The sequence below is a fragment of the Curtobacterium sp. AC273 genome (genome assembly GCF_979253735.1).
Map to the genome: position 1 here is coordinate 241765 of NZ_CEEDDU010000008.1, position 21252 is coordinate 263016.

The following is a 21252-nucleotide window of genomic DNA, read 5'->3' on the forward strand; positions in this document are numbered from 1 at the left end:
GTGGACACCGACACCGTCCTCCGCCTGGTCCGGGGCGTCCCGAACCAGGACGGCTTCCCCCTGGTCGACGACCTGCACGCCCGGTTCGACGCGCTCGCCGCGGCCCACCCCGAGCAGGTCACGGTGACCCGGATCGGCACCAGCCGGCTCGGCGAACCCCTGCACTCCTACCGGATCGGCACCGGGTCGCACGCCGCCGTCGTCGTCGGCGGGGTGCACCCGAACGAGCCGATCGGCTCGTGGACGGCCCTGCACCTGGCGTCGTGGCTGCTGAGCGACGACGAGGCCGATGCCGTGGCAGCCGCGTCGCTCGACACCACGTGGCACATCGTCCCGACGATCGACCCGGACGGCATGCGGCTCAACGAAGCGTGGTTCCACGACCCGCACGACCGGGTCTTCTACTCGCGGCACTTCTACCGTCCGGCGCCGGACAGCCAGGTGGAGTGGACGTTCCCGAACGCGCACAAGTCGGTGTACTTCGACCAGGTCCTGCCGGAGACGCTCGCGTTCATGCGGCTCATCGACGACACCCGGCCCGACCTGCTCGTCAGCCTGCACAACGGCGAGATGGGCGGCGTCTACTACTACCTGTCCGAGGACCTCCCCGACGTGATCGAGGTCCTGCACGCGGTCCCGGAGTCGCTCGGGCTGCCGCTCGACACCGGGGAGCCCGAGTCGCCGTACCTCCGCGAGCTCGCCCCGGCGGTGTTCGCGATGGACGGCGTCGCCGAGGCGTACGACTACCTCGAAGGCCTCGGCGTCGACCCCGGCGAGCACATCCGCGGCGGGTCGAGCGCGGCGTGGGCCCTCCGGCACGGGGCGCTCTGCATGGTCGCCGAACTGCCGTACTGGAGCCACCCGGACGCCGACGACCAGACCCCGACGGACGAGTCCTACGCCGACCTGGTCCGCCGGTGCGGGGACGCCCTCGGTGCCTCCGGGACCGAGCTGCAGGAGATCCTCGACCAGGCGTCCCCGATGCTCACGATCGAGACGCCGTTCCTCGAGGGGTCGCGGGCGTTCATCCCGATGCTCGTGTCCGCGCCCGAGACGGACCACGCCCGCGCCGACCGCGAGCCGGCCGACCGGATGGCCACCGTCGCCGAACGCTTCGGCTGCGAGGACCTCGTGCGGTGCTTCCGCCTGCGGTACGGCGGCATGCTCATGCGTGCGCTCGAGGCCGAGACCACCGCCGGCACGGCGGCGGCGCCGCTCCGGCGGCTCCGCGACCGCCTCGCGGAGCGGTACGCGCACTGGCAGGCCGACGAGGTCCCCGACGCCGCACCGATCCCGATCCGGAAACTGGTCGGGGTGCAGTTCGGGGCGATCCTCGCCTGCGCGAGCCACGTGTCGGACCCGACCCGTGCCTCCCGTCCGTCCCTGGTCACCACCGGCGGACCGGGAGGCGCGTGATGCGTCCGGCGCTCGCCGTCGGCCGACGGGTCGGCGGCCTGGTCGTCGTCTTCCTCGGCGTGACCTTCCTTATCTACGCGATGACGTTCGCGCTGCCGGGCGACCCGATCAAGGCGCTCGGCGGGGACCGCCCGCTCACCGACTCCGTCGTCCGCGCGCTGCGGGCGGAGTACCACCTCGACCAGCCGCTCTGGCTGCAGTACGTGCAGTACCTCGGCGGGCTGTTCCGCGGGGACTTCGGCACCGACTTCAGCGGCCAGTCCGTCGGGGAGCAGATGGCCTCGCGCTGGCCGGTCACGATCACGTTGGCGCTCACCGCGTGGGTGCTCGAGATCGTGCTCGGCATCGGACTGGGCGTGGTGTCGGCACTCCGGCGCGGGACCGTGCTCGACAAGACGGTGCTCGTCGGCACGATCGTCGTCGGGGCGATCCCGGTGTTCGTGCTCGGCGTCGCGCTGCAGCTCGTGTTCTCGGTGCGGCTGCACTGGTTCCCGGTCGCGGGTGCCACGGCGGGCTGGCCGACGGCGTACCTGCTGCCGGCGTTCGTCATCGCGCTGTTCGGCCTCGCCGCGGTGTCCCGCCTCACCCGCACGTCGATGATCGAGACCCTCGACGCCGACTTCGTCCGGACGGCGCGCGCCAAGGGGCTCGCGCCGGGGCGGGTCGTCGGCGTGCACGTGATGCGGAACTCGCTCATCCCGACGGCGACCTACCTGGCCACCGACCTCGGGTACCTGATGGGCGGCACCGTGATCATCGAGGGCATCTTCAACCTGCCCGGCGTCGGGAACCTGCTGTTCCAGGGGATCCGGTCGCACGAGGGCGCGGTCGTCGTCGGCATCTCCACCGCCCTCATCCTGGTGTTCCTCGTGACGAGCGTCCTCGTCGACCTGCTGCACGCCGCACTGGACCCGCGGGTCCGGACGGGAGCCTCCGCATGACCACCTCCGCCATCGGCGCCACCGTCGCCCCCGTCACCGCCACGAAGCGCCGGCCCCTGCGCGCCGCGGTCCGTCGCCCGGGGTTCTGGCTGCCGGCCGGGGTCCTCGTCGTCGTGCTGCTCATCGCCGTGTTCCCCGCGTTCTTCGCCGGGTTCTTCGGACACGGCGACCCCCGGGTCTGCCAGCTCGGACGGAGCGGGGCCGCGCCCACCGCCGGGCACCCGTTCGGGTACGACCTGCAGGGCTGCGACGTGTACGCGAACGTGGTCTACGGCACGCGGTCGTCGATCTCCGTCGCGCTGCTCACCACCGTGCTCGCCGGGGTCGTCGCCGTGGTCGTCGGGACCGTCGCCGGCATGGTCGGCGGCTGGGTCGACGCGGTGCTCGCCCGGCTCACCGACGTGTTCCTCGGCTTCCCGTTCCTGCTCGGGGCCGTCGTCGTGCTCAACAGCGGTGGGGGAGCGGTCCGTGCTGACGGTGTCGCTCGTGCTCGCGCTGTTCGGCTGGCCGACGATGGCCCGGCTCGTGCGGTCGAGCGTGCGGAGCGTCCGGAACGCCGAGTTCGTCCTCGCCGCCCGCACGATGGGGTTGTCCACGTGGCGGATCACGACGCGCTACGTGCTGCCGTCGTCGATCTCGCCGCTGCTCGTCCTCGCCACCATCACCGTGGGCGGGGTCATCGTGTCGGAGTCGTCGCTGACGTACCTCGGCATCGGGCTGGAGAGCCCGGCGATCTCGTGGGGGTTGCAGCTCTCCGCGGCGACGTCGCAGTTCCTCCGCGCCCCGCACGTGCTCATCGCGCCGGCGGTGTTCCTCGCCGTGACGGTCCTGTCCGTCATCGCGCTCGGGGACACCCTCCGCGCGGCGCTCGACCCGCGCCGCCGCTGACCCGCCAGACTCTCTCGAAGACCGTTCTCGAAAGGACCACCGTGACCGACACCGTCGCCGCTTACCGGAAGACCCTGCCCTACATCCAGGACTGGGTGTCGTACAAGGTCTGGCAACTCCGGGTGCCCGGCGTGCAGGTCGCGATCGGGTACCGCGGCGAGGTGCTCCTCGACGAGGCGTGGGGCTACGCCGACGTCGAGGCCGGCCGTCGCCTGACCACCACGGACCTGTTCCGCATCGCGTCGCACTCGAAGACCTTCACCGCCACGGCGCTCCTGCAGCTCGCCGAACGCGGGTCGCTCCGCCTCGACGACACCGTCGGCACGTACGTCCCGGCGCTCGTCGACGGCGGGTCGCTGCTCGCCGACGCCACCATCCGTGAGCTCATGGAGATGGGTGCCGGCGTGATCCGCGACGGGCACGACGGCGACTACTGGTCGCTGCTCCGGCCGTTCCCCGACGAGCAGGAGCTCCTCGCGCTCGTGCTCGACCGCGGCCAGAAGGTCCCCACCGGGTCGTCGTTCAACTACTCGAACCTCGGCTACTCGCTGCTCGGACTCGTCATCGCCGCGGTGTCCGGGCAGTCCTACAACGACTTCGTCCGCGAATCGATCACCGAGCCGCTCGGCCTGCGGAACACCGGCCCCGACTGGGACCCGAACCGGGCCGACGACTTCGTGGTGGGCTACACCGGCTTCCACACCGCCCGCCGGCGTCGGCGCATCGACCACGTCGACACCCGGGCGATGGCCGCCGCGACCGGCTTCCACGGCACCGCGTCCGACCTGGTGCGGTACTTCTCGCAGCACGTCATCGGGCAGGGCACCCTGCTCGACGACCACTCGAAGCGCCTCGCACAGCGGAAGGCGTGGAGCGCCACCGAGGACCCGGCCGACCGCGGCTACGGCGCCGGGTTCATCGTCGACCGGATCGGCGGGCGCGAGATCCGCGGCCACTCCGGCGGGTTCCCGGGGCACATCACCCAGTCGATGTTCGACCCGGCGTCCGGACTCGTCGTCTCGGTGCTGACGAGCGCGGCCGCCGGACCGGCGACCCTGATCGCCACGGCGATCATCACCATGCTCGACGCCGCGGCGGACGCCGACGCCCCGGGGACGCCGGTGCCGGACGACGTCGACACGAGCACCTTCACCGGCCGGTTCGCGAACCCCTGGGGCGTCAGTGACATCGCCCGCATCGGCGACCGGCTGATCGAGGTCGACCCGTCGTCGCCGACCCCGCTCGAGACCCCGACCCGGCTCGAGGTCGTCGACGCCGACACGCTGCGGATGACCCACGGCAACCGCTTCGGCTCGATCGACGAGGACATCACCTACGACCGCGACGCCGACGGCACCGTGCGGTCGATCCGCGCCGGCGGCGGCATGACCGAGGAACCGTGGTCGATCCCGGACGAGACCCCCGAGGTCGCCGCGGGGCTGACCGCGTGAGCGGCGACGCGGCGGAGCGGGGCACCGCCGCCGGACCCGGGCCGGAGGACGCGCGCGTCCTCGAGCCGGAGCGCCAGGCGTTCGTCGAGGAGTTCGCGCTGATGCTCAACGACGCCGCGGGGATGCCCTCACCGACGCCCGGGTGCTCGGCTACCTCATGATGACGCGGGCGCCGCACTCGTCCTCGTCCGACCTGCAGGCGGCGCTCGGCGCCAGCTCGGGATCGATCTCGATGGCGACCCGCCGCCTCGTCGACTCCGGGTTCGTGAAGCGCCACATCGTCGCCGGGGAGCGGAGCCACTACTTCCGCGCCGAGGCCGACGTGTGGGGCTCGTGGCTCGCCAGCGAGCGGAAGTACCTCGACCGTCAGCGGGACATCATCGGGCACGGCCTCGCGGTCGTCGAGGCCGCCGGGCGCACCGGCTCCGGCGACGTCGACGCCGAGGTCCGCGAGCGCCTGCTCAACGGCCGCGACTACATGCAGTGGCTTGCAGGGGTACCACCGCCAAGATGCTCGAGGAGTGGGAGGCCTTCAAGGCCGCCCGCGACGACACCGACCGATCGGAGACCCCGTGGACGACGTCCTCACCGTTGAACAGCTGACCGTCACGTTCGACGTGGAGGGCGACGTCGTCCGCGCGGTCGACGACGCCTCGTTCACCGTCCGCCGGGGCGAGGTCGTCGCCGTCGTCGGCGAGTCCGGTTCCGGCAAGAGCATGACCGCGATGACCGCGATGGGCATCGCTCCCGAGGGCGCCCGGGCCTCGGGCAGCGTCCGGATCGGTGACCTCGAGGTGCTCGGCGCCGACGAGCGCACCCTCCGCGAGGTCCGCGGACGCCGCGTCTCGATGATCTTCCAGGACCCGTCCGCGGCGCTGAACCCCGTGTACACGGTGGGCTTCCAGCTCGCCGAGGCGGTGCGTCGCGCCGACGGGTCCCTCGACCGCGCAGCCGTCCGCGCCCGGTCGCTCGACCTCCTCCGCGCCGTCGAGGTCCCGGAGCCCGAACGCCGCCTCGGCCAGTACCCGCACGAACTCTCCGGCGGGCAGTGCCAGCCGCGTGATGATCGCGATGGCGCTCGCCGCCGACCCCGACCTCCTCATCGCCGACGAGCCCACCACCGCCCTCGACGTCACCGTCCAGGCCGAGGTCCTCGACGTCCTGCGCGCCCTCCGGCAGCGCACCGGCACGGCGATCCTCCTCATCACGCACGACATGGGCGTCGTCGCCGACATCGCCGACCGGGTGGTCGTGATGCGCCGCGGTCGCGTCGTCGAGACCGGCACGGTCCACGACGTGCTCGGCGCACCGTCCGCCGACTACACCCGCGAACTGCTCGCTGCGGTCCCACGCATGGGCACCGGATCGGCCTGGAGGCGCGGCCGGACCCCGCCACGGAGCCCGCCTCCGTCGTCCTCGACGTCCGGCACCTCGTGGTCGAGTACGGCGGGGCGCTGCGCGGACGCTTCCGGGCCGTCGACGACGTGTCGTTCACCGTCGGCCGGGGCGAGATCGTCGGCCTCGTGGGGGAGTCCGGCAGCGGGAAGACCACCATCGGCCGGGCCGCCATCGGCCTCGCACCGATCACCGACGGGACCGTCGTCGTCGAGGGGACCGACGTCGCCGGGGCGAACCGGGCCGCCAGGAAGGCCATGCGGCAACGGGTCGGCGTCGTCTTCCAGAACCCGCTGCGCTCCTCAACCCGCGGTACACGGTCGGGCAGACCGTCGCCGAACCGCTGCGGCAGATCCTGCGCCTGCCCGCAGCCGAGGTCGACGCCCGGGTCGAACGACTGCTGACCGACGTCGGCCTCGACGGCGGCTTCCGGGAGCGATACCCGCACGAGCTGTCCGGCGGGCAGCGGCAGCGGCTCGCGATCGCGCGCGCCGTCGCCCTCGACCCAGCGCTCCTCATCGCCGACGAGCCGACCAGCGCCCTCGACGTGTCGGTGCAGGCCCGCGTGCTCGACGTCTTCCGGGAGCTCCAGGAACGCCTCGGCTTCGCCTGCCTGTTCGTGACGCACGACCTCGCCGTCGTGGACACGCTCTGCGACCGGGTGGTCGTGCTGCACGGCGGTCGCGTGGCCGAGGCGGGGACGTGCGACGCGATCCTCCGCGACCCGCAGGACCCGTACACCAGGCGGCTCGTCCAGGCTGCACCCGTGCCGGACCCCGTCGAGCAGGCCGCCCGTCGGAGCGCCCGACTGGAGTCCTCTCGGCCTGACCCGACCCGTCCCGTCCCCGTTCCGTTCCGTCCCGTCCCGCCTGTCCTGTCCTGTCCCGCCGGAGCGCACACGCGCGGTGCTTTTTCCGTGGTGACCGTCCTGGTTCGCACCAGCCGAGGCTCGCGAACCGGAACGGTCAGAACGGCGATCGATCGGGTCCTTCCGGGGCGCGGACCCGGGCGAGCGCGCGCCGCATCGAGCTCACGGTGCTGAAGCCGAACCGCTCGGCGGCGTGCTGCTGGTCGACACCGTCCGCGAGCGCCCGACGGACCGGCAGGGACCGGAACCAGCGCCGCAGCTGGTCCGGAGTGCAGCCCGTCGCGGTGCGGAACCGACGGCGCAGCGTCGTGATCGAGGCCGACGTGAGACCCGAGGAGCTCGTCCGTCGACGGCGGCTCCCCGGGCTCGGACAACCGGTCGATGCACCGGGCCAGGCTGCCGTCTGCGAGGAACGAGGGCGGGTTGTCCACCAGGACGCTGAGGACGAGCAGCCGCGCCAGGGCATCCCGTCCGGCAGCGTGCCACCGCCCGCCAGTGAGCAGCGTGAGGTGGTCGAGGGTCCGGAGGACGTCGTCGGACGGCGCATCGCGGGCTGGTGTGGAGGAACTCGGCGGAGCCCGGGTACTCGAGCACCTCGGGCGCCAGCGCACCGGAGGTGGCCGTGCCCAGGAAGACCCCCGTGGCACTGAAGATGTCGTCCCCCGGGATCGGCGGCGGGCATCGGTCGGGGGAGGAGCTGATCGTGGCGGCACCGCCGGGCGAGAACAGCGCGGCGGTCCCGGGGTGGACGACCTCGACCCGGTCGCCGTCTCGTCACCCACACGATCGTGGACCACGCCGATGCGATCCACACCGACCCGGTGGGCAACGTCGAGGTCGAGCGTCCAGTCCGCGTCGTCGGAGCAGACCTCGTACCCGTACGTGACCCGCAGGTCGGCGGCGTCGACCAGCGCGCGGAACGCATCGCCCATCCGGCGATGCTGGCACCGCTCGTGGGGCGGCGCGGCTCCTCCGGCGGATCGGTGGAGAACGGGTCAGCGGATCTGGGCGGTGTCCCAGAGGTGCGCGGCACCGGCACGGACCGGGCGGAACAGCGGCACGGCGACGAGGAGCGCCGCCGCGAGGTAGGCGACCGTCTGCGGACGTACGGCAGGGCGACCGCCACGTCGAGCGCGACCTGCGACAGGGCCACCAGCGGGATCGTCGAGAGCGCCAGGAGCGTCACGAACCACCCCACCGCTGCGACCACGACGACCCAGCCCAGCGCTCGGCGTGTGCCCCGTGCGGCGCGGGCCACGATGACGCCCGCGGCCACCAGTGCACCCTGGGCGACGACCACGAGCACGGTGATCGCGATCCCGGAGACGGCCGACGACAGCGCGAACGCCAGGACCGAGACCGCGACGGCGAGCAGCGCGCGGTCCGCTGCGCGCCAGGCCGCGACTCCCGTGACGAGCGCTGCGACGCCGGCGAGCATCGCACCAGCGGCGAGCAGCGCCCGGGCGGGTCCCACTGCGTGAGCACGACCGCGGCCGCGATGCCGCTCAGCGCTGCGAGGACGGCGGCCACCGTGGCGGCCAGTGCGATCAGACGTTCCCCCGTGACGTGTTGCATGTCGGGCACGATACGCCGAAGCGGGGGATAACCCCACCCCCGGGTCCGGGAGGGGGCAGGATGGGGGAACGAGCCCGCAGATCGCGAGGCTCGGTGTCATGACCGACACCGCCCGCCTCGACCAGGCCGAGACCGTCCCGCTGAACGACTCCGTGCCACCAGGAGCCACCGAACCGATGCCCTCGCAGCCGAACACCGCGCCGACGGACCAGACGCCGCCGTCGTGGTCGTCGACCCCGCCGCCGACCGGACCCGGCTCCGGCTTCGGCTCGGGCGCAGGCGCAGGCGCAGGCGCGGGCTCGGGGATGGACCGCGGGTGCGTTCTACCGCGACGCCTGGCGCCGGCGCCCCGCGACTTCCGGGTACATGGCGCTCACCGCGGTGCTGCTCGGCACGCTGTACGCAGCCTTCCCCGCGGCGATCTTCGGCGGCGGGCTCCACGACCTCTTCAACCCGTTCGTGCTGCTGATGTTCTTCATCGCGCTCTTCGTCGCACGGTGGCTCGGCCAGTTCGAGAAGCTCCGCATCGGCTGGGCCGACGCCCGTCCGATCCGCCCGGTGGACTGGACGCCGCGCTGGCAGCAGAACTGGTGGACCCGCACCGGCTCCGCGGTCGCGAACCCGCACTACTGGCTGTACCTGCTGCACGCCGCCGTCGTGTACCCGCTCGCCGCGCTCTTCACCGTGGTGCCGGAGCGCTCCTGTTCGCCGGGTTCCTGTGGCCGATCGCGCTCGGCGGGATCGCGTTCGTGAACGGCATGAGCGCGCAGTACTTCGGGTGGGACACGACGTCCGTCGTCGGGTTCGGTGCGCTCGGGCTGCTCTCGATGGCCGCCTCGGTCGTCCTCTTCCCGCTGTGGGCCCGCGGGTCCGTCCTGGCGCACTTCTGGATCGACCTCGGCCTGCTCGGCGGCTTCCGTGCGGAGCAGCTCGAGCGGCGCGTCGCCGGGCTCCAGGCCTCCCGTGCCGGGGCCGTCACCGCCGAGGGCCAGGCGCTCCGCCAGATCGAGCGCGACCTGCACGACGGCCCGCAGCAGCGGCTCGTCCGACTCTCGGATGGACCTCTCCGCCGCCGAGCGGGCGTTCGACAAGGACCCCGAGAAGGCGAAGCAGCTCATCGGTGAGGCGTCCGAGCACGCGAAGGACGCCCTCGACGAACTGCGCGCCCTGTCCCGCGGGTTCGCGCCGCCGATCCTGCTCGACCGGGGACTCGTGGCCGCACTCGAGGCCCTCGTCGCCCGCACCCGATCCCGGTCGGCTTCGACGTCCGCCTGCCCGAGGGGCTCGAGCTCGCCACGGAGATCCAGCGGAACGTGTACTTCACCGTCAGCGAGCTGCTGACGAACACCACGAAGCACGCCGGTGCCTCGACGGCGGGTGTCTACCTCGGCCTCGTGGTCGACGCCTCGGGCGTCTGGTACCTGACGGTCAGCGTCACCGACGACGGCCGCGGCGGTGCCCGGCCGCAGGAGGGACACGGCATCGGAGGACTGATGGGCCGGATGCGCGCCCTCGACGGCGAGCCTCACCGTCTCGAGCCCCGAGGGCGGCCCCACCGAGGCGACCGCACGGATCCCGCTCGGCGCCCTCAACGGGGTCCCGGTGGCCCGGGTGTGACCCCGCGGGAGCGCTCCCGCTCCCACTAGGCTGGTCGGCATGAGCGACGGCCCGGATGCAGCACGACCGGGCCGTCGTCGTCGACGACGCCGTCCTGCTGCGCGAAGGGCTCTCGCGGGTCCTCGACGAGGCCGGCATCGACGTCGTCGGGCAGTACGCCGACGCCGTCTCGTTCCTCCGCACGCTGCCCGAGCACGCCCCCGACGTCGTCGTGATGGACGTCCGGATGCCGCCGACCTTCACGGACGAAGGCGTCCGCGCCGCCGTCGAGACCCGTCGCCTGGCACCGCGCACCGGGGTCCTGCTGCTGTCCCAGTACGTCGAGGCCACCTACGCCGAGGACGTCCTCGCCGCCGGCGCGACCGGCATCGGGTACCTGCTGAAGGACCGCGTCACCCGGCTCGAGGAGATCGACGACGCCGTCCGCCGCATCGCCGCGGGCGGCACCGTGCTCGACCCCGAGGTCGTCACGCAGCTCATGAGCCGACGCCGCAACCTGCTCGAGGCCCTCACCCCGCGGGAGCGCGAGGTGCTCGGGCTGATGGCCGAGGGCCGTACGAACGCCGCCATCGCCCGTGCGCTCGTGATCGGCACCGGCGCGGTCGAGAAGCACGTGTCGAGCATCTTCGGCAAGCTCGCGCTCGAGGACACCGGCGAGGACCACCGCCGTGTCCTCGCCGTCCTCGCCTACCTCGGCTGACGGCGGACCGGTGAACCGCGTCCCCGCGCCGGTCCTCGCGCTCGCCGCGATGGTGTCCGTGCAGCTCGGCGCCGCGATCGCGAAGACCCGCTTCGACGAGGTGGGGTCGGTCGGCGCCGCCACACTCCGGCTGGTCATCGGCGCCGTCGTCCTCGCCCTCGTGGTCCGGCCGCGCGTGCGGCACTGGACCCGCGCGCAGTGGCTCGGCGCGATCGGCCTCGGGCTGGCGCTCGGCGGCATGAACGTCTTCATCTACGTGGCGTTCGCGACCATCCCGGATCGGGGTCGCCGTCACCATCGAGTTCCTCGGCCCGCTCGCGCCTCGCTCGTGCACACCCGGCGCTGGCGCGACGTCACCTGGGCCGTGCTGGCCCTGGCCGGAGTGGTGCTCCTCGGCGTCGGGCCGGCCGCGGTCACCGCCGTCGGCGGGGTCGTCTTCGCCGTCCTGGCCGCCGGGTGCTGGGCCGGGTACATCGTGATGAACCGGCACGTCGGCGCGGCGATCCCCGGGGTCGACGGACTCGCGGTGTCGATGCTCATCGCGATGGTCGTCGCGCTGCCGTTCGGCCTCCGCTCCGCTGTCGACGGGGTGGTGCGTGAACCGGTGCTGCTCGTCGTGTTCGGGGCCGTGGCCGTGCTGTCGAGCGTCCTGCCCTACGCGCTCGAGATGCTCGCGCTCCGCCGGATGCCGACGCGGGTGTTCGGCGTCCTGCAGAGCCTCGGGCCGGCGATCGCGGCCCTCGCCGGGCTGGCGATCCTGCACGAGCGGCTCGCGGCGCTCGAGATCGCCGTTCCTCGCGTGCGTCACCGCGGCGAGCGTGGGCGTGACGCTGTCCGCGCGACGTGCGCGCGGGGGAAAGGGAGGCACGGATCCGGTTCCGTCGTGACGGAACGCGATCCGCGCCTCCAGGAAGACCCGTCTACTCGTCGCGGAGGAAGTCCGCGTACGTGGGTTCCGAGTGCTCACCCGTCAGGAGCGCCGGGTCGTTGACCCGCCGTTCGACGTAGGCCGCGATGACCTCGGGCGGGGTGAGCACGTGCGCGACCCAGGACGGCACCCTCGTTCTTCTTCATTGGTGCCTCCTTCCCGTTCCAGCACTCCGACCGAATGCCTCGATCATCGAGTTACTTGCTGAACCGGTGTTTGCTAAACGATCCTCGTGATGCCGGGGGAAGTCAATGCGATGCGTTCTCCGGACTCCGCGACCGCGCATCTGCGCGCAACGTCCGGTGTTTTACCGCGGAACGCCACACCCACGCCTCGGCCTGCTGTCCGAACTGCGCCCACTCGACCAGGACCGCGTCGCGGGTCCAGCTCTTGGCGAAGGCCTTCACCCGGACGTGGAAGGTGGGGAACTGGATCCAGGCCCACACCGGCACCGGGGTGACGGCGTGGCAGACGTCGGGTCCGCGGGCGTCCTCGGAGAGTGAGTAGGCGCGCGGGCGTTCGACCTCCGGGTGCTCCGGGGGCTGCCACCGGTTCTCGCGACGCCGTCCCGACGGGAACATTCGAACGTGTGTTCGAATCGACGTCAGTCGGCCGCGCCGGATCCGGGCGGTGGTGGTGGGGGATCGGCGTGTCGGTGGGGTGGGTGGGCGCGACTCAGGCTCGGGCGCGCGCCGTGGACTCTCGGACGCTCAGCGTCAGCGACGGCCCCGGTCGTGACGGCAGCGTCGTGCCCGCGTCGATCTGCTCCCGCAGGAGCGTCGCCGCCCGCTGCCCGAGCTCGACGGTGTCGCGCGTCAGCGAGGTGATCGCGGGCCGGACGAGCCGGATCATCGCGGAGTCGTCGAAGGACACGATCGAGACGTCCCCGGGCACGGCGACACCCATCTCACTCGCGACGCCGAGCCCGGCGACCGCCAGCACGTCGTTGTCGTAGACGATCGCGGTCGGTCGGGTGCTCTGCGACAGGAGCGTCCGGGTGGCGCTCGCGCCGGCCTCAGCCGAGTAGTCGGTCGGGATGGAGACCGCGTCCTCGAGGCCCTCGGCCGCGGCGAACGCGCGGACCCGGTCCATCCGCATCGCGGTGTGCTCGAACTCCGGACGCCCGGCGACGTGCGCGATCCGCCGGTGCCCGAGCGCGTGCAGGTACCGCAGCACGGTGTCGGTGGCATCCGAGTCGTCGATCCAGACGGTCGGCGCCGCGCCCTCGGGGGAGGGGTGCGACCCGACGACGACGGTCGGCATCCCGAGGTCGGCGAGCAGCGCGAGCCGGTCGTCGTCGCGCCGGGGGTCGATCACGATCACGCCGTCGACCCGGTGTCCGCGCCACCAGTCGCGGTAGGTCTCGAGCTCTTCCGTCGCGTCACGGGCGACGAGCAGGTTCATGCCGACGTGGCTGCCGGCGAGCCCGAGCTGGATCCCCGAGATGAGGTCGCCGAAGAACGACTCGGTGCCGAGCGTGCGGGCGGGGCGGTTCAGGACGAAGCCGATCGAGCCGGCCCGCGCGCCCCCGAGTGCGCGTGCGGCGGTGTGCGGTTGCCAGTCGAGATCGCGGGCGATCTCGCGCACGCGACGGACGGGTCTCGTCGGACACGCCGGGTCGGTCGTTGAGTGCGAACGACACCGCGCTGATGGACACGCCGGCGCGCGCCGCGATGTCGGCGATCGTCGTTCGACGCTTGGTGGCCACGGGGTTGACTATAGCGCTTAGTCGTTCATAGTCGCTGCCACGAACCGCTTCCGTGCGATCCACTGAACCGGTTCAGCAGGACACGGCCGCCCAGGCCGCGCACCGCACCCCGTCAGAAGACATCGTCAGCACAAGGGAGTCCGACGCGATGAGACCGACCACACGTACTGACGACGAGCCGCGCGATCGCGCTGCTCACAGGAGCCGCAGCCACCGCCCTCGTCCTCACCGGGTGCTCGAGCGGCAGCAGCGGCGCGGGCAACGGCGGCGGGGAGATCAGCGGCACGATCACGCTGCAGACCTGGGCCCTGACGCCGACCTACACGGACTACCTCAACGGCGTCGTGAAGGCCTTCGAGAAGCAGCACCCGGACGCCAAGGTCAAGCTCGTCGACCAGCCCGGTGACGGCTACGCGGACAAGGTGCTCAGCCAGGCCTCGTCGAACTCCCTGCCGGACGTCATCAACCTGCCGCCGGACATCGCCCTGCCGCTCGCCAAGCGCGGGTTCCTGCAGGACGTCGCGAAGGACGACAGCAAGCTCTCGAGCACCTACGTCAAGGGCGCCCTGGCGGCCTACAACTACAAGGGCGTCGACGGCACCTTCGGGTACCCTGGTACCTCAACACCGACATCGACTACTGGAACAAGACGATGTTCACCAAGTGCGGCCTCGACCCGGCGAACCCGCCGAAGACGACCGACGAGCTGTTCACCCAGGCCGAGACGATGCACCAGAAGTGCCCCGACGACTACCTGATGAGCCGCAAGCCCGGCCTGAGCGACTTCTCGCTCGCCGGCGTGAAGATCATCAACGACGAGGGAACGAAGTTCACCTTCGCCGACTCGTCGAAGGCCGCCGACCTGATCAGCAAGTACGCCAAGGCGTACAAGGACGGCCTCATGCCGTCGTCGGTCCTCAACACCGACTACCTCGGCAACTCCACGCTGTTCACCCAGGGCAAGGTCGCCTGGACCACCGGCGGGGCCACCGCGATCAGCGACTTCGAGAAGAACAACCCGTCGCTCAAGGGCAACATCGTCGTCTCGCCGGCGCTGGACAACCCGCCGCTCTACGTGCAGGGCCTCAGCGTCTCGGCGAAGAGCAAGCACCTGGCCACAGCCGAGGCGCTCGCGTCGTTCATGACGAACGCGAAGAACCAGGAGTCCTTCGCGCACCTGGTGAACATCTTCCCGTCGACCACCTCGTCGCAGTCCGACCCGTTCTTCTCGAAGGACGACGGCACCGTCGAGGGCAAGGCCCGCGTGCTCGCGAACGACGCGCTCAAGACGGCGAAGAACCTCAACCCGGTCGAGGCCAACTCGGCGATGACGGACTTCCTCGACCAGCAGATCGCGCTGGCGATGAAGGGCGGCATCATCCCGAGAGCGCGTGCTGCGAGACGGCGCAGACCAAGATGAACACCCTGCTCGCCAACGGCTGATCACCCCCGAGAAGAAGCCTTCGAAGAAGAGAGAGGGAGGATCGCCATGCGCGCCAACCGCTGGTTCACCCCGTGGCTGCTCGTCCTGCCGGCACTCGTCTGGCTCGTCGCGTTCAGCCTCTGGCCGTCGATCAACACCGTCCGGCTGTCGTTCACCAACGCCAGCCCGCTCGGTGGGGTCAGCCGCTGGGTCGGTCTGCAGAACTTCCAGACCCTGCTCGCCGACCCGCAGGTGTGGGAGGCGCTGCTCAACAGCGTCATCTACATGGCGGTGTGCCTGCCGCTCCTGACGGTCCTCCCGCTCTCATGGCCGTGCTCGTGCAGCAGAAGCTGCCCGGCATCGCCTTCTTCCGGACGGCGTACTACACGCCGGTCATCGCCAGCGCGGTGGTCGTCGGGCTGATCTGGAACTGGATCCTCGACGACCGCGGCGTCATCAACGAGATGGTGCAGTCGCTCGGCATCGTGCAGGGCAGCATCCCGTTCCTGACCGACCGGTGGCTGCTGCTGTTCAGCGCGATCAGCCTGGACGGTGTGGAAGGCCTCGGGTACTACATGATCATCTTCCTGGCGGCCCTCGGGAACGTCGGCAAGGAACTGCACGAGGCAGCGGCGCTCGACGGCGCCGGATCGGTTCGCCGCTTCTGGTCGGTCACGATGCCCGGCGTCCGCGGCACCCTGACCCTCGTCGGCATCCTGGTGTGCGTCAGCGCGCCCGGGTGTTCAGCGAGCTCTACATCCTGACGAACGGGACGGGCGGCCCCGGCGGCCAGGACAACTCCCTCGTCATGCTCATCCAGCAGTACGCCCGTGGGTTCACCGGCAACCTCGGGTACGCGTCGGCGCTGAGCCTCCTGCTCTTCGCCGTGACGCTCATCCCGATGCTCGCCCTCGCACGGATGAACAGCAAGGCGGACAAGTGACGAACACGACGAGCACCACCGAACCCGTCCTCGGCGGCGCCCAGGGCGCGGCCGCCCCCGCTCCCGACGTGGTCGGCGCGACCGGCGGCACACCGCCCAAGCGTCGACGCCGCGTGGTGTGGGGCGTCATGTCCACCCGCGAGAAGGCGATCCGCTACGTCCTGCTCATCGTGGTGCTCTTCATCACGATCGGGCCGTTCCTCTGGCAGCTGTCCACGTCGCTGAAGGGGCCCGGGGGAGGACATCTACACGGCCAACCCGTCCTTCATCCCGTCGCAGCCGACGATCGGCAACTACCTGCGGGTGGGCGACGCCATCCCGGTGTTCGGCTACATCGGCAACTCGCTCATCGTCGCCGCGATCGACGTCATCGGGAACATCGTGTTCGCGACCTTCGCCGGCTTCGCCCTCGCTCGGCCAGCAGTGGCGCTTCCGCAAGGCCGTCCTCGGCCTGTTCCTCGCCACGCTCGTGCTCCCCGGCGAGGCCACGATCATCTCCCAGTTCGTCACCGTGAAGGACCTCGGCCTCGCCGACAACCTGGTCGGCGTCGCCCTGCCCGGCATGATCGCAGCGCTCAACGTCCTGCTCATGTTCAACGCGTTCCGGCAGATCCCCGAGGAGATCGACCAGGCGGCGGTGATGGACGGCGCGAACGCCTGGCAGCGGCTCCGGTACATCTCGCTGCCCGCCGTCCAGGGCACCATCGCGGTCATCGCGATCTTCGCCTTCATCGGCGCGTGGGACGACTTCCTCTGGCCGCTCATCGTCCTGCAGTCCCCGGACAAGCTGACACTGACGGTCGGGCTGGAGTACCTCCGCGGCACGTTCGGCACCGACCAGCTGCCTCATCGCGGCCGGCACCATGATCGCGTTCATCCCGATCGCCGTGATCTTCGCCGTCCTGCAACGGTTCTTCTTCAAGGGCGTCGAAGAGGGCGGGGTGAAGGGCTGATGCGCTTCGGCGTCAACCACACCCCCCTCGGTCGGCTGGTTCCACTCGTGGCTCGACTTCTCGTCGTCGGACACCGCGCGGGACATGGAGGCGATCGCGTCACTCGGCGCCGACCACGTCCGGATCTTCCCGCTCTGGCCGGTCGTGCAGCCGAACCGAACCCTCATCCGGCAGCAGGCGCTGGCGGACGTCGCGACCGTGGTCGACATCGCCGGTTCGTTCGGGCTCGACGTCAACGTCGACGCCCTGCAGGGGCACCTGTCGAGCTTCGACTTCGTGCCGTCCTGGCTCGAGAGCTGGCACCGACGGAACATGTTCACCGACCCGGACGTGGTCGCGTCGACCGCCGCCTACGTCCGCGCGCTCGCCGCGGCGGTCGGGGACAAACCGAACCTGCTGGGCATCACCATCGGCAACGAGGTGAACCAGTTCGCGCACGCCCCGCACCCGACCCCGCACGCCATCACGGCGGAGCAGGGGCACGCATGGGCAGCGGCGATGGTCGCGGCGGCGCGGTCCGGCCTGGAGGCGCGGCTCGGCCCCGGCACCTCGATCGCGCCCGGCAGCGGGTCGCGTCCACGGCCCTGGTCACCGTCGCGCAGTACGACGCGGCCTGGTACGACGACGCGCAGCCGTTCGGACCGGAGCACGCGGCGGACCACGGTGACGCCACGGTCACGCACTCGTGGGTGTTCAACGGCTCGGCGGCGCTGCACGGCGCACTGGGACCCGGATCGGTCCGACACGGGGGAGTACCTGCTCCAGCTCCCGCCGCCGCCTGGAACCGCGATCCGGCCCGGCCGAACTGGCTGCAGGAGGTCGGCGCCCCGACGAACGTCATCGCCCCCGCCGACGCCGCCTCGTTCACCGAGCAGACCATCCGGCACGTCCTCGACGCCCAGCACGTGCTCGGCGTCACCTGGTGGTGCTCGCACGACGTGTCCCGGACCTCGCCGACTTCCCGGAGCTCGAGTACGACCTCGGCCTCTTCACGAACGACGGCCGGCTGAAGCCCGCCGGCGAGGCGTTCGCCGCGATGGCCCGCGCGGGGGACGGGGAACGCGGAACCCGCGCCGCGCCGACCACCGCGCTCGTCCTCGACGACGTGCTGCCCGACGGCACCGACCGGCACGGTGCGCGGGCGGACTGCGCGCCCGGCGGCCGGTTCGCCGCGGCCTGGCTCGAACTCGCCTCGTCCGCCCCGGACGGCCGCGGGCCCCAGGTGGTCCTCCGCTCCCGACTGGCCGACGCCGGCACGCTCGCCGCGCGCGGCATCACCCGCTGCGTCGACGTCCCCGCCGACCTCGACGCCGGCACCGCACACGCCCCGATCTCGGTCGCGCACCCCGCGACCATGCCTGACCCTCCCCGGAACCGGAAGGCACCATGCACGACGACATCCCCCTCACCACCGGCCGCGCACGACGAGTCCTCGACGAACGGATCACCCCCGCGGTGCACGCGACGGCGACACCGCTCGAGACCGCGTGGCACGAGCTGCCGGGGGAGCCGATCCCGCCGACCGAGGGCCTGCAAGCTCGACTTCACGCCGTACGAGGTCGGCACGACGTGGGGCGCCGCGTGGGGGACGACCTGGTTCCGGCTGACCGGCACGGTTCCGGACGCCTGGGCCGGACGCCGGATCGAGGCCGTCATCGACCTCGGCTTCGACAAGAACATGCCGGGCTTCCAGTGCGAGGGGCTCGTGTACCTCGCCGACGGCACCCCGGTGAAGTCGATCAACCCCCGGAACCAGTGGGTGCTCGTCACCGAACGGGCCGAGGGCGGCGAGACCGTGGAGCTCTTCGTCGAGGCGGCGTCGAACCCCGTCCTGCTCGACTACCACCCCTTCCTCGTCACGCAGGAGGGCGACGTCGAGACGTCCTCGCCGAAGCGCCTCTACACGAGCCGACGGATCGACCTCGCGGTGTTCGAGTCCGAGGTGCACGAGCTCGCCCTCGACATCGACGTCCTGCTCGAACTGCAGGCCGAACTGCCCGAGGGGCCGCGCCGGATGCGCATCCCGCAGGGCCCTCGACGACGCGCTCGACCGGCTCGACCTGCAGCACATCGCCGAGACCGCTCCCGATGCCCGCGCGGCGCTCGCCGACGTGCTCGCCGCCCCCGCCGAGGCCTCCGCGCACACGATCTCCGCCGTCGGCCACGCCCACATCGACTCCGCCTGGCTCTGGCCCGTCCGCGAGACGATCCGGAAGGTCGCCCGCACCACGTCCACGATGACCGAGCTCATCGACCAGACCGACGACTTCCTGTACGGCATGTCGAGTGCGCAGCAGTACGCGTGGATCAAGGAGCACCGCCCCGAGGTCTACGCCCGCGTCACGGCCGCGGTCGAGGCCGGCCGGTTCCTGCCCATCGGCGGCATGTGGGTCGAGTCCGACACCGTGATGCCGACCGGCGAGAGCATCGTCCGCCAGTTCTCGCAAGGCCAGCGGTTCTTCGAGCGCGAGTTCGGCATCCGACCGAAGGGCGTCTGGCTGCCGGACAGCTTCGGGTACTCGCCGGCGCTGCCGCAGCCGATGCGCCGCGCGGGCTTCGAGTGGTTCTTCACGCAGAAGATCTCGTGGAACCAGGTCAACAAGTTCCCGCACCACACGTTCCTCTGGGAGGGGATCGACGGCTCGCGGGTGTTCTCGCACTTCCCGTCGATGGACACCTACAACTCGCGGCTGAGCGGCTCCGAGGTCGCGAAGGCATCCCGGCAGTTCCGCGAGAACCGACTCGCGTCCGGGTCGATCGCCCCGGTCGGCTGGGGCGACGGCGGCGGCGGGACCACGCGCGAGATGACCGGCACGGCCGCGCGTCTGGCCGACCTCGAGGGCAGCGCGAAGGTCCGCTGGGAGCACCCCGACGTGTTCTTCGACCGGGCGAAGGCGGAGCTGCCGAACCCGCCGGTGTGGGTCGGCGAGCTCTACCTCGAGCTGCACCGCGCCACCCTGACCTCGCAGCACCAGACGAAGCAGGGCAACCGGCGGAGCGAGCAGCTGCTCCTCGAGGCCGAGCTCTGGGGCGGCGACCGCAGCCGCCCGGACCGACTTCGCCTACCCGTACGACGAGCTCGACGCACTCTGGCAGCAGGTGCTCCTGCAGCAGTTCCACGACATCCTGCCGGGCACCTCGATCGCCTGGGTGCACCGCGAAGCGGTCGCGAAGTACGCCGAGACGGCCGCGCGGCTCACCGCGCTCATCGAGTCGGCACTGTCGGCACTGGCCGGTGCCGGTGGCGCGACGGTCGTCGTGAACCCGGCCCTGTTCCTCCAGGCCGGCGCACCCGCGCAGGGCGCGGTCCTGGCGACCGACGTGGCGGAGCCCACCCCCGTCACCGTCATCGAGCAGGACGGCGGCTGGGTGCTGGCGAACGCGCTCGTCCGCGTCGTGGTCGACGGCAGCGGCCACGTGACGAGTGCGGTCGACCTGACCACCGGACGCGACGCGGTCCCCGCGGGCCAGGTCGCGAACCTGCTGCAGCTGCACCAGGACTTCCCGAACATGTGGGATGCGTGGGACGTCGACCGGTACTACCGGAACCGTGTCGAGGACCTCGTCGACGCGTCCAGCGTGACGGCCGACCTCGACGAGCGGACCGGGGTCGCGCGGGTCGTCGTCGAGCGCACGTTCAGTGACTCGAGTGTCCGTCAGGAGATCACGCTCGCGCCGGACTCCCGCACGCTGGAGTTCGACCAGACCACCGACTGGCACGAGACCGAGAAGTTCCTCAAGGTCGCGTTCCCGCTCGACGTCCGCGCGGAGCACACCGTCGCCGAGACGCAGTTCGGGGCGCAGAAGCGCGTCACCCACACGAACACCTCGTGGGAGGCCGCGAAGTTCGAGACCTCGATGCACCGCTACGTCCTCGTGTCGGAGCCCGGCTTCGGGGTCGCCCTGGTGAACGACTCGATCCACGGCTTCGACACCACCCGCGACGCCGTCGACGGACACGTCACGACCACGGTCCGGCTGTCGCTGCTGCGGGCTCCGCGCTTCCCCGACCCCGAGACCGACCAGGGGGTGCAGACGCACCGGTACGGCATGGTGATCGGCACAGACCAGCTCGGGGCGACGGTTGCGGGTGTGGTGATGAACGCGAGCGTGCGGACCGTCACCGGCGGCCAGGGATTCGAGCCGCTCGTGCGGGTGTCGGACGACGTCGTCCTGTCGAGCGTGAAGCTCGCCGACGACCGTTCCGGCGACCTGGTCGTCCGCGTGTACGAACCCGTCGGGCGGCGGGGGACCGGCGGGATCGCGGTCTCCGGCGACCTCGGACGCGGTGGCTTCGGGCTCGGTGGCTTCGGGCCCGGTGCCGAGGTGACGCTGCTCGAAGAGCCGCTGGCCGACGCCTCCGCGGTCGACGCCTCCTCGTTCGCTGTCGACGCGTACGAGGTCCGCACCTTCCGCTTCCCGCGCGTCCGCGGTTGAGACCCCGCC

At 71.7% G+C, this 21252-nt stretch carries 23 protein-coding genes and 3 pseudogenes; 21 read left to right on the forward strand and 5 right to left on the reverse strand.

Annotated elements, in window-relative coordinates; genetic code table 11:
• Window positions 1-1416, forward strand: a complete 1416-nt coding sequence (locus ACZ8AI_RS14285; RefSeq protein WP_464858743.1) for a M14 family zinc carboxypeptidase — start codon at window positions 1-3, stop codon at window positions 1414-1416.
• Complete coding sequence (locus ACZ8AI_RS14290; RefSeq protein ID WP_464858744.1) at window positions 1416-2357, forward strand: ABC transporter permease; 942 nt, start codon at window positions 1416-1418, stop codon at window positions 2355-2357. Before ACZ8AI_RS14285 ends, ACZ8AI_RS14290 begins: the two co-directional genes overlap by 1 nt.
• 268 nt (window positions 2358-2625) lie before the next feature.
• Here ACZ8AI_RS14290 and ACZ8AI_RS14295 read toward each other — a convergent pair whose 3' ends face one another.
• The gene (locus tag ACZ8AI_RS14295; RefSeq protein WP_464858745.1) at window positions 2626-2754 is read right to left on the reverse strand and encodes a hypothetical protein; all 129 of its coding nucleotides are present in this window, start codon (window positions 2752-2754) and stop codon (window positions 2626-2628) included.
• A gap of 116 nt (window positions 2755-2870) precedes the next feature.
• Here ACZ8AI_RS14295 and ACZ8AI_RS14300 point away from each other — a divergent pair, with 116 nt between their 5' ends.
• The 5 genes and pseudogenes from ACZ8AI_RS14300 to ACZ8AI_RS14320 all read left to right on the forward strand — a co-directional run.
• Window positions 2871-3245: an ABC transporter permease gene (locus tag ACZ8AI_RS14300; protein WP_464858808.1), complete on the forward strand. Its 375-nt coding sequence runs from the start codon at window positions 2871-2873 to the stop codon at window positions 3243-3245.
• A gap of 95 nt (window positions 3246-3340) precedes the next feature.
• On the forward strand, window positions 3341-4696 hold the full coding sequence (locus ACZ8AI_RS14305; RefSeq protein ID WP_464858809.1) for a serine hydrolase domain-containing protein: 1356 nt from the start codon (window positions 3341-3343) through the stop codon (window positions 4694-4696).
• Window positions 4693-4857 carry a hypothetical protein gene (locus ACZ8AI_RS14310; RefSeq protein WP_464858746.1) on the forward strand — a complete coding sequence of 55 codons (165 nt, stop codon included), beginning with the start codon at window positions 4693-4695 and terminating at the stop codon, window positions 4855-4857. The genes ACZ8AI_RS14305 and ACZ8AI_RS14310 overlap by 4 nt, the downstream gene beginning before the upstream one ends.
• Complete coding sequence (locus tag ACZ8AI_RS14315; protein ID WP_464858747.1) at window positions 4839-5291, forward strand: GbsR/MarR family transcriptional regulator; 453 nt, start codon at window positions 4839-4841, stop codon at window positions 5289-5291. The genes ACZ8AI_RS14310 and ACZ8AI_RS14315 overlap by 19 nt, the downstream gene beginning before the upstream one ends.
• Window positions 5269-6902: pseudogene (locus ACZ8AI_RS14320) on the forward strand (dipeptide ABC transporter ATP-binding protein); the annotation flags it as partial. The gene ACZ8AI_RS14315 and the pseudogene ACZ8AI_RS14320, both read left to right, overlap by 23 nt.
• A gap of 154 nt (window positions 6903-7056) precedes the next feature.
• Here the strand turns inward: ACZ8AI_RS14320 and ACZ8AI_RS14325 are convergent.
• Entirely contained in the window at window positions 7057-8433 is a 1377-nt protein-coding gene (locus tag ACZ8AI_RS14325; RefSeq protein WP_464858748.1) for a helix-turn-helix domain-containing protein, read from the reverse strand.
• 467 nt (window positions 8434-8900) lie between these two features.
• On the opposite strand from ACZ8AI_RS14325, the gene ACZ8AI_RS14330 reads away from it, so the two are divergent.
• The 6 genes from ACZ8AI_RS14330 to ACZ8AI_RS14355 are packed head-to-tail and all read left to right on the forward strand — an operon-like array spanning window position 8901 to window position 11842.
• Window positions 8901-9287, forward strand: a complete 387-nt coding sequence (locus tag ACZ8AI_RS14330; RefSeq protein ID WP_464858749.1) for a sensor domain-containing protein — start codon at window positions 8901-8903, stop codon at window positions 9285-9287.
• Between the two features lie 5 nt (window positions 9288-9292).
• On the forward strand, window positions 9293-9658 hold the full coding sequence (locus ACZ8AI_RS14335; RefSeq protein ID WP_464858750.1) for a hypothetical protein: 366 nt from the start codon (window positions 9293-9295) through the stop codon (window positions 9656-9658).
• Complete coding sequence (locus tag ACZ8AI_RS14340) at window positions 9591-9875, forward strand: histidine kinase (protein WP_464858751.1); 285 nt, start codon at window positions 9591-9593, stop codon at window positions 9873-9875. The genes ACZ8AI_RS14335 and ACZ8AI_RS14340 overlap by 68 nt, the downstream gene beginning before the upstream one ends.
• Complete coding sequence (locus ACZ8AI_RS14345) at window positions 9848-10180, forward strand: hypothetical protein (RefSeq protein ID WP_464858752.1); 333 nt, start codon at window positions 9848-9850, stop codon at window positions 10178-10180. The genes ACZ8AI_RS14340 and ACZ8AI_RS14345 overlap by 28 nt, the downstream gene beginning before the upstream one ends.
• 26 nt (window positions 10181-10206) lie before the next feature.
• Entirely contained in the window at window positions 10207-10851 is a 645-nt protein-coding gene (locus ACZ8AI_RS14350; RefSeq protein WP_464858753.1) for a response regulator transcription factor, read from the forward strand.
• Window positions 10820-11842 (forward strand): EamA family transporter, encoded by a 1023-nt coding sequence (locus ACZ8AI_RS14355; protein WP_464858754.1) that lies wholly within the window; start codon window positions 10820-10822, stop codon window positions 11840-11842. The genes ACZ8AI_RS14350 and ACZ8AI_RS14355 overlap by 32 nt, the downstream gene beginning before the upstream one ends.
• Before the next feature lie 185 nt (window positions 11843-12027).
• Here ACZ8AI_RS14355 and ACZ8AI_RS14360 read toward each other — a convergent pair whose 3' ends face one another.
• The 3 genes and pseudogenes from ACZ8AI_RS14360 to ACZ8AI_RS14370 all read right to left on the reverse strand — a co-directional run.
• Entirely contained in the window at window positions 12028-12360 is a 333-nt protein-coding gene (locus tag ACZ8AI_RS14360; protein ID WP_464858755.1) for a hypothetical protein, read from the reverse strand.
• Window positions 12361-12454: 94 nt separating this feature from the next.
• Window positions 12455-13366: a LacI family DNA-binding transcriptional regulator gene (locus tag ACZ8AI_RS14365; RefSeq protein WP_464858756.1), complete on the reverse strand. Its 912-nt coding sequence runs from the start codon at window positions 13364-13366 to the stop codon at window positions 12455-12457.
• A 49-nt stretch (window positions 13367-13415) separates the two neighbouring features.
• Window positions 13416-13550 (reverse strand): annotated as a pseudogene (locus tag ACZ8AI_RS14370) (hypothetical protein); the annotation flags it as partial.
• Between the two features lie 281 nt (window positions 13551-13831).
• Here ACZ8AI_RS14370 and ACZ8AI_RS14375 point away from each other — a divergent pair.
• The 8 genes and pseudogenes from ACZ8AI_RS14375 to ACZ8AI_RS14410 all read left to right on the forward strand — a co-directional run bounded on the left by ACZ8AI_RS14375 (window position 13832) and on the right by ACZ8AI_RS14410 (window position 21243).
• Entirely contained in the window at window positions 13832-14245 is a 414-nt protein-coding gene (locus ACZ8AI_RS14375; RefSeq protein WP_464858757.1) for an extracellular solute-binding protein, read from the forward strand.
• On the forward strand, window positions 14140-14907 hold the full coding sequence (locus tag ACZ8AI_RS14380) for an extracellular solute-binding protein (protein WP_464858758.1): 768 nt from the start codon (window positions 14140-14142) through the stop codon (window positions 14905-14907). The genes ACZ8AI_RS14375 and ACZ8AI_RS14380 overlap by 106 nt, the downstream gene beginning before the upstream one ends.
• A gap of 69 nt (window positions 14908-14976) precedes the next feature.
• On the forward strand, window positions 14977-15333 hold the full coding sequence (locus ACZ8AI_RS14385; protein WP_464858759.1) for a carbohydrate ABC transporter permease: 357 nt from the start codon (window positions 14977-14979) through the stop codon (window positions 15331-15333).
• Complete coding sequence (locus ACZ8AI_RS14390) at window positions 15237-15674, forward strand: carbohydrate ABC transporter permease (protein ID WP_464858760.1); 438 nt, start codon at window positions 15237-15239, stop codon at window positions 15672-15674. Before ACZ8AI_RS14385 ends, ACZ8AI_RS14390 begins: the two co-directional genes overlap by 97 nt.
• Window positions 15650-15853 carry a hypothetical protein gene (locus tag ACZ8AI_RS14395; protein WP_464858761.1) on the forward strand — a complete coding sequence of 68 codons (204 nt, stop codon included), beginning with the start codon at window positions 15650-15652 and terminating at the stop codon, window positions 15851-15853. The genes ACZ8AI_RS14390 and ACZ8AI_RS14395 overlap by 25 nt, the downstream gene beginning before the upstream one ends.
• Window positions 15850-16368 carry a hypothetical protein gene (locus ACZ8AI_RS14400; protein ID WP_464858762.1) on the forward strand — a complete coding sequence of 173 codons (519 nt, stop codon included), beginning with the start codon at window positions 15850-15852 and terminating at the stop codon, window positions 16366-16368. The genes ACZ8AI_RS14395 and ACZ8AI_RS14400 overlap by 4 nt, the downstream gene beginning before the upstream one ends.
• Window positions 16323-17816, forward strand: coding sequence for a carbohydrate ABC transporter permease (locus tag ACZ8AI_RS14405; protein ID WP_464858763.1), 1494 nt, complete (start codon window positions 16323-16325; stop codon window positions 17814-17816). The genes ACZ8AI_RS14400 and ACZ8AI_RS14405 overlap by 46 nt, the downstream gene beginning before the upstream one ends.
• A gap of 376 nt (window positions 17817-18192) precedes the next feature.
• Window positions 18193-21243: pseudogene (locus ACZ8AI_RS14410) on the forward strand (alpha-mannosidase).
• Window positions 21244-21252: the final 9 nt, after the last annotated feature.

What these genes read in the sequence shown, in the direction of transcription:
- ACZ8AI_RS14290 (WP_464858744.1), top strand. Translation starts at nt 1,416, where the DNA reads ATGCGTCCGGCGCTCGCCGTCGGCCGACGGGTCGGCGGCCTGGTCGTC.
- ACZ8AI_RS14300 (WP_464858808.1), top strand. Translation starts at nt 2,871, where the DNA reads ATGGCCCGGCTCGTGCGGTCGAGCGTGCGGAGCGTCCGGAACGCCGAG.
- ACZ8AI_RS14330 (WP_464858749.1), top strand. Translation starts at nt 8,901, where the DNA reads ATGGCGCTCACCGCGGTGCTGCTCGGCACGCTGTACGCAGCCTTCCCC.
- ACZ8AI_RS14335 (WP_464858750.1), top strand. Translation starts at nt 9,293, where the DNA reads ATGAGCGCGCAGTACTTCGGGTGGGACACGACGTCCGTCGTCGGGTTC.
- ACZ8AI_RS14340 (WP_464858751.1), top strand. Translation starts at nt 9,591, where the DNA reads ATGGACCTCTCCGCCGCCGAGCGGGCGTTCGACAAGGACCCCGAGAAG.
- ACZ8AI_RS14350 (WP_464858753.1), top strand. Translation starts at nt 10,207, where the DNA reads ATGCAGCACGACCGGGCCGTCGTCGTCGACGACGCCGTCCTGCTGCGC.
- ACZ8AI_RS14360 (WP_464858755.1), bottom strand. Translation starts at nt 12,360, where the DNA reads ATGTTCCCGTCGGGACGGCGTCGCGAGAACCGGTGGCAGCCCCCGGAG.
- ACZ8AI_RS14380 (WP_464858758.1), top strand. Translation starts at nt 14,140, where the DNA reads ATGTTCACCAAGTGCGGCCTCGACCCGGCGAACCCGCCGAAGACGACC.
- ACZ8AI_RS14385 (WP_464858759.1), top strand. Translation starts at nt 14,977, where the DNA reads ATGCGCGCCAACCGCTGGTTCACCCCGTGGCTGCTCGTCCTGCCGGCA.
- ACZ8AI_RS14390 (WP_464858760.1), top strand. Translation starts at nt 15,237, where the DNA reads ATGGCCGTGCTCGTGCAGCAGAAGCTGCCCGGCATCGCCTTCTTCCGG.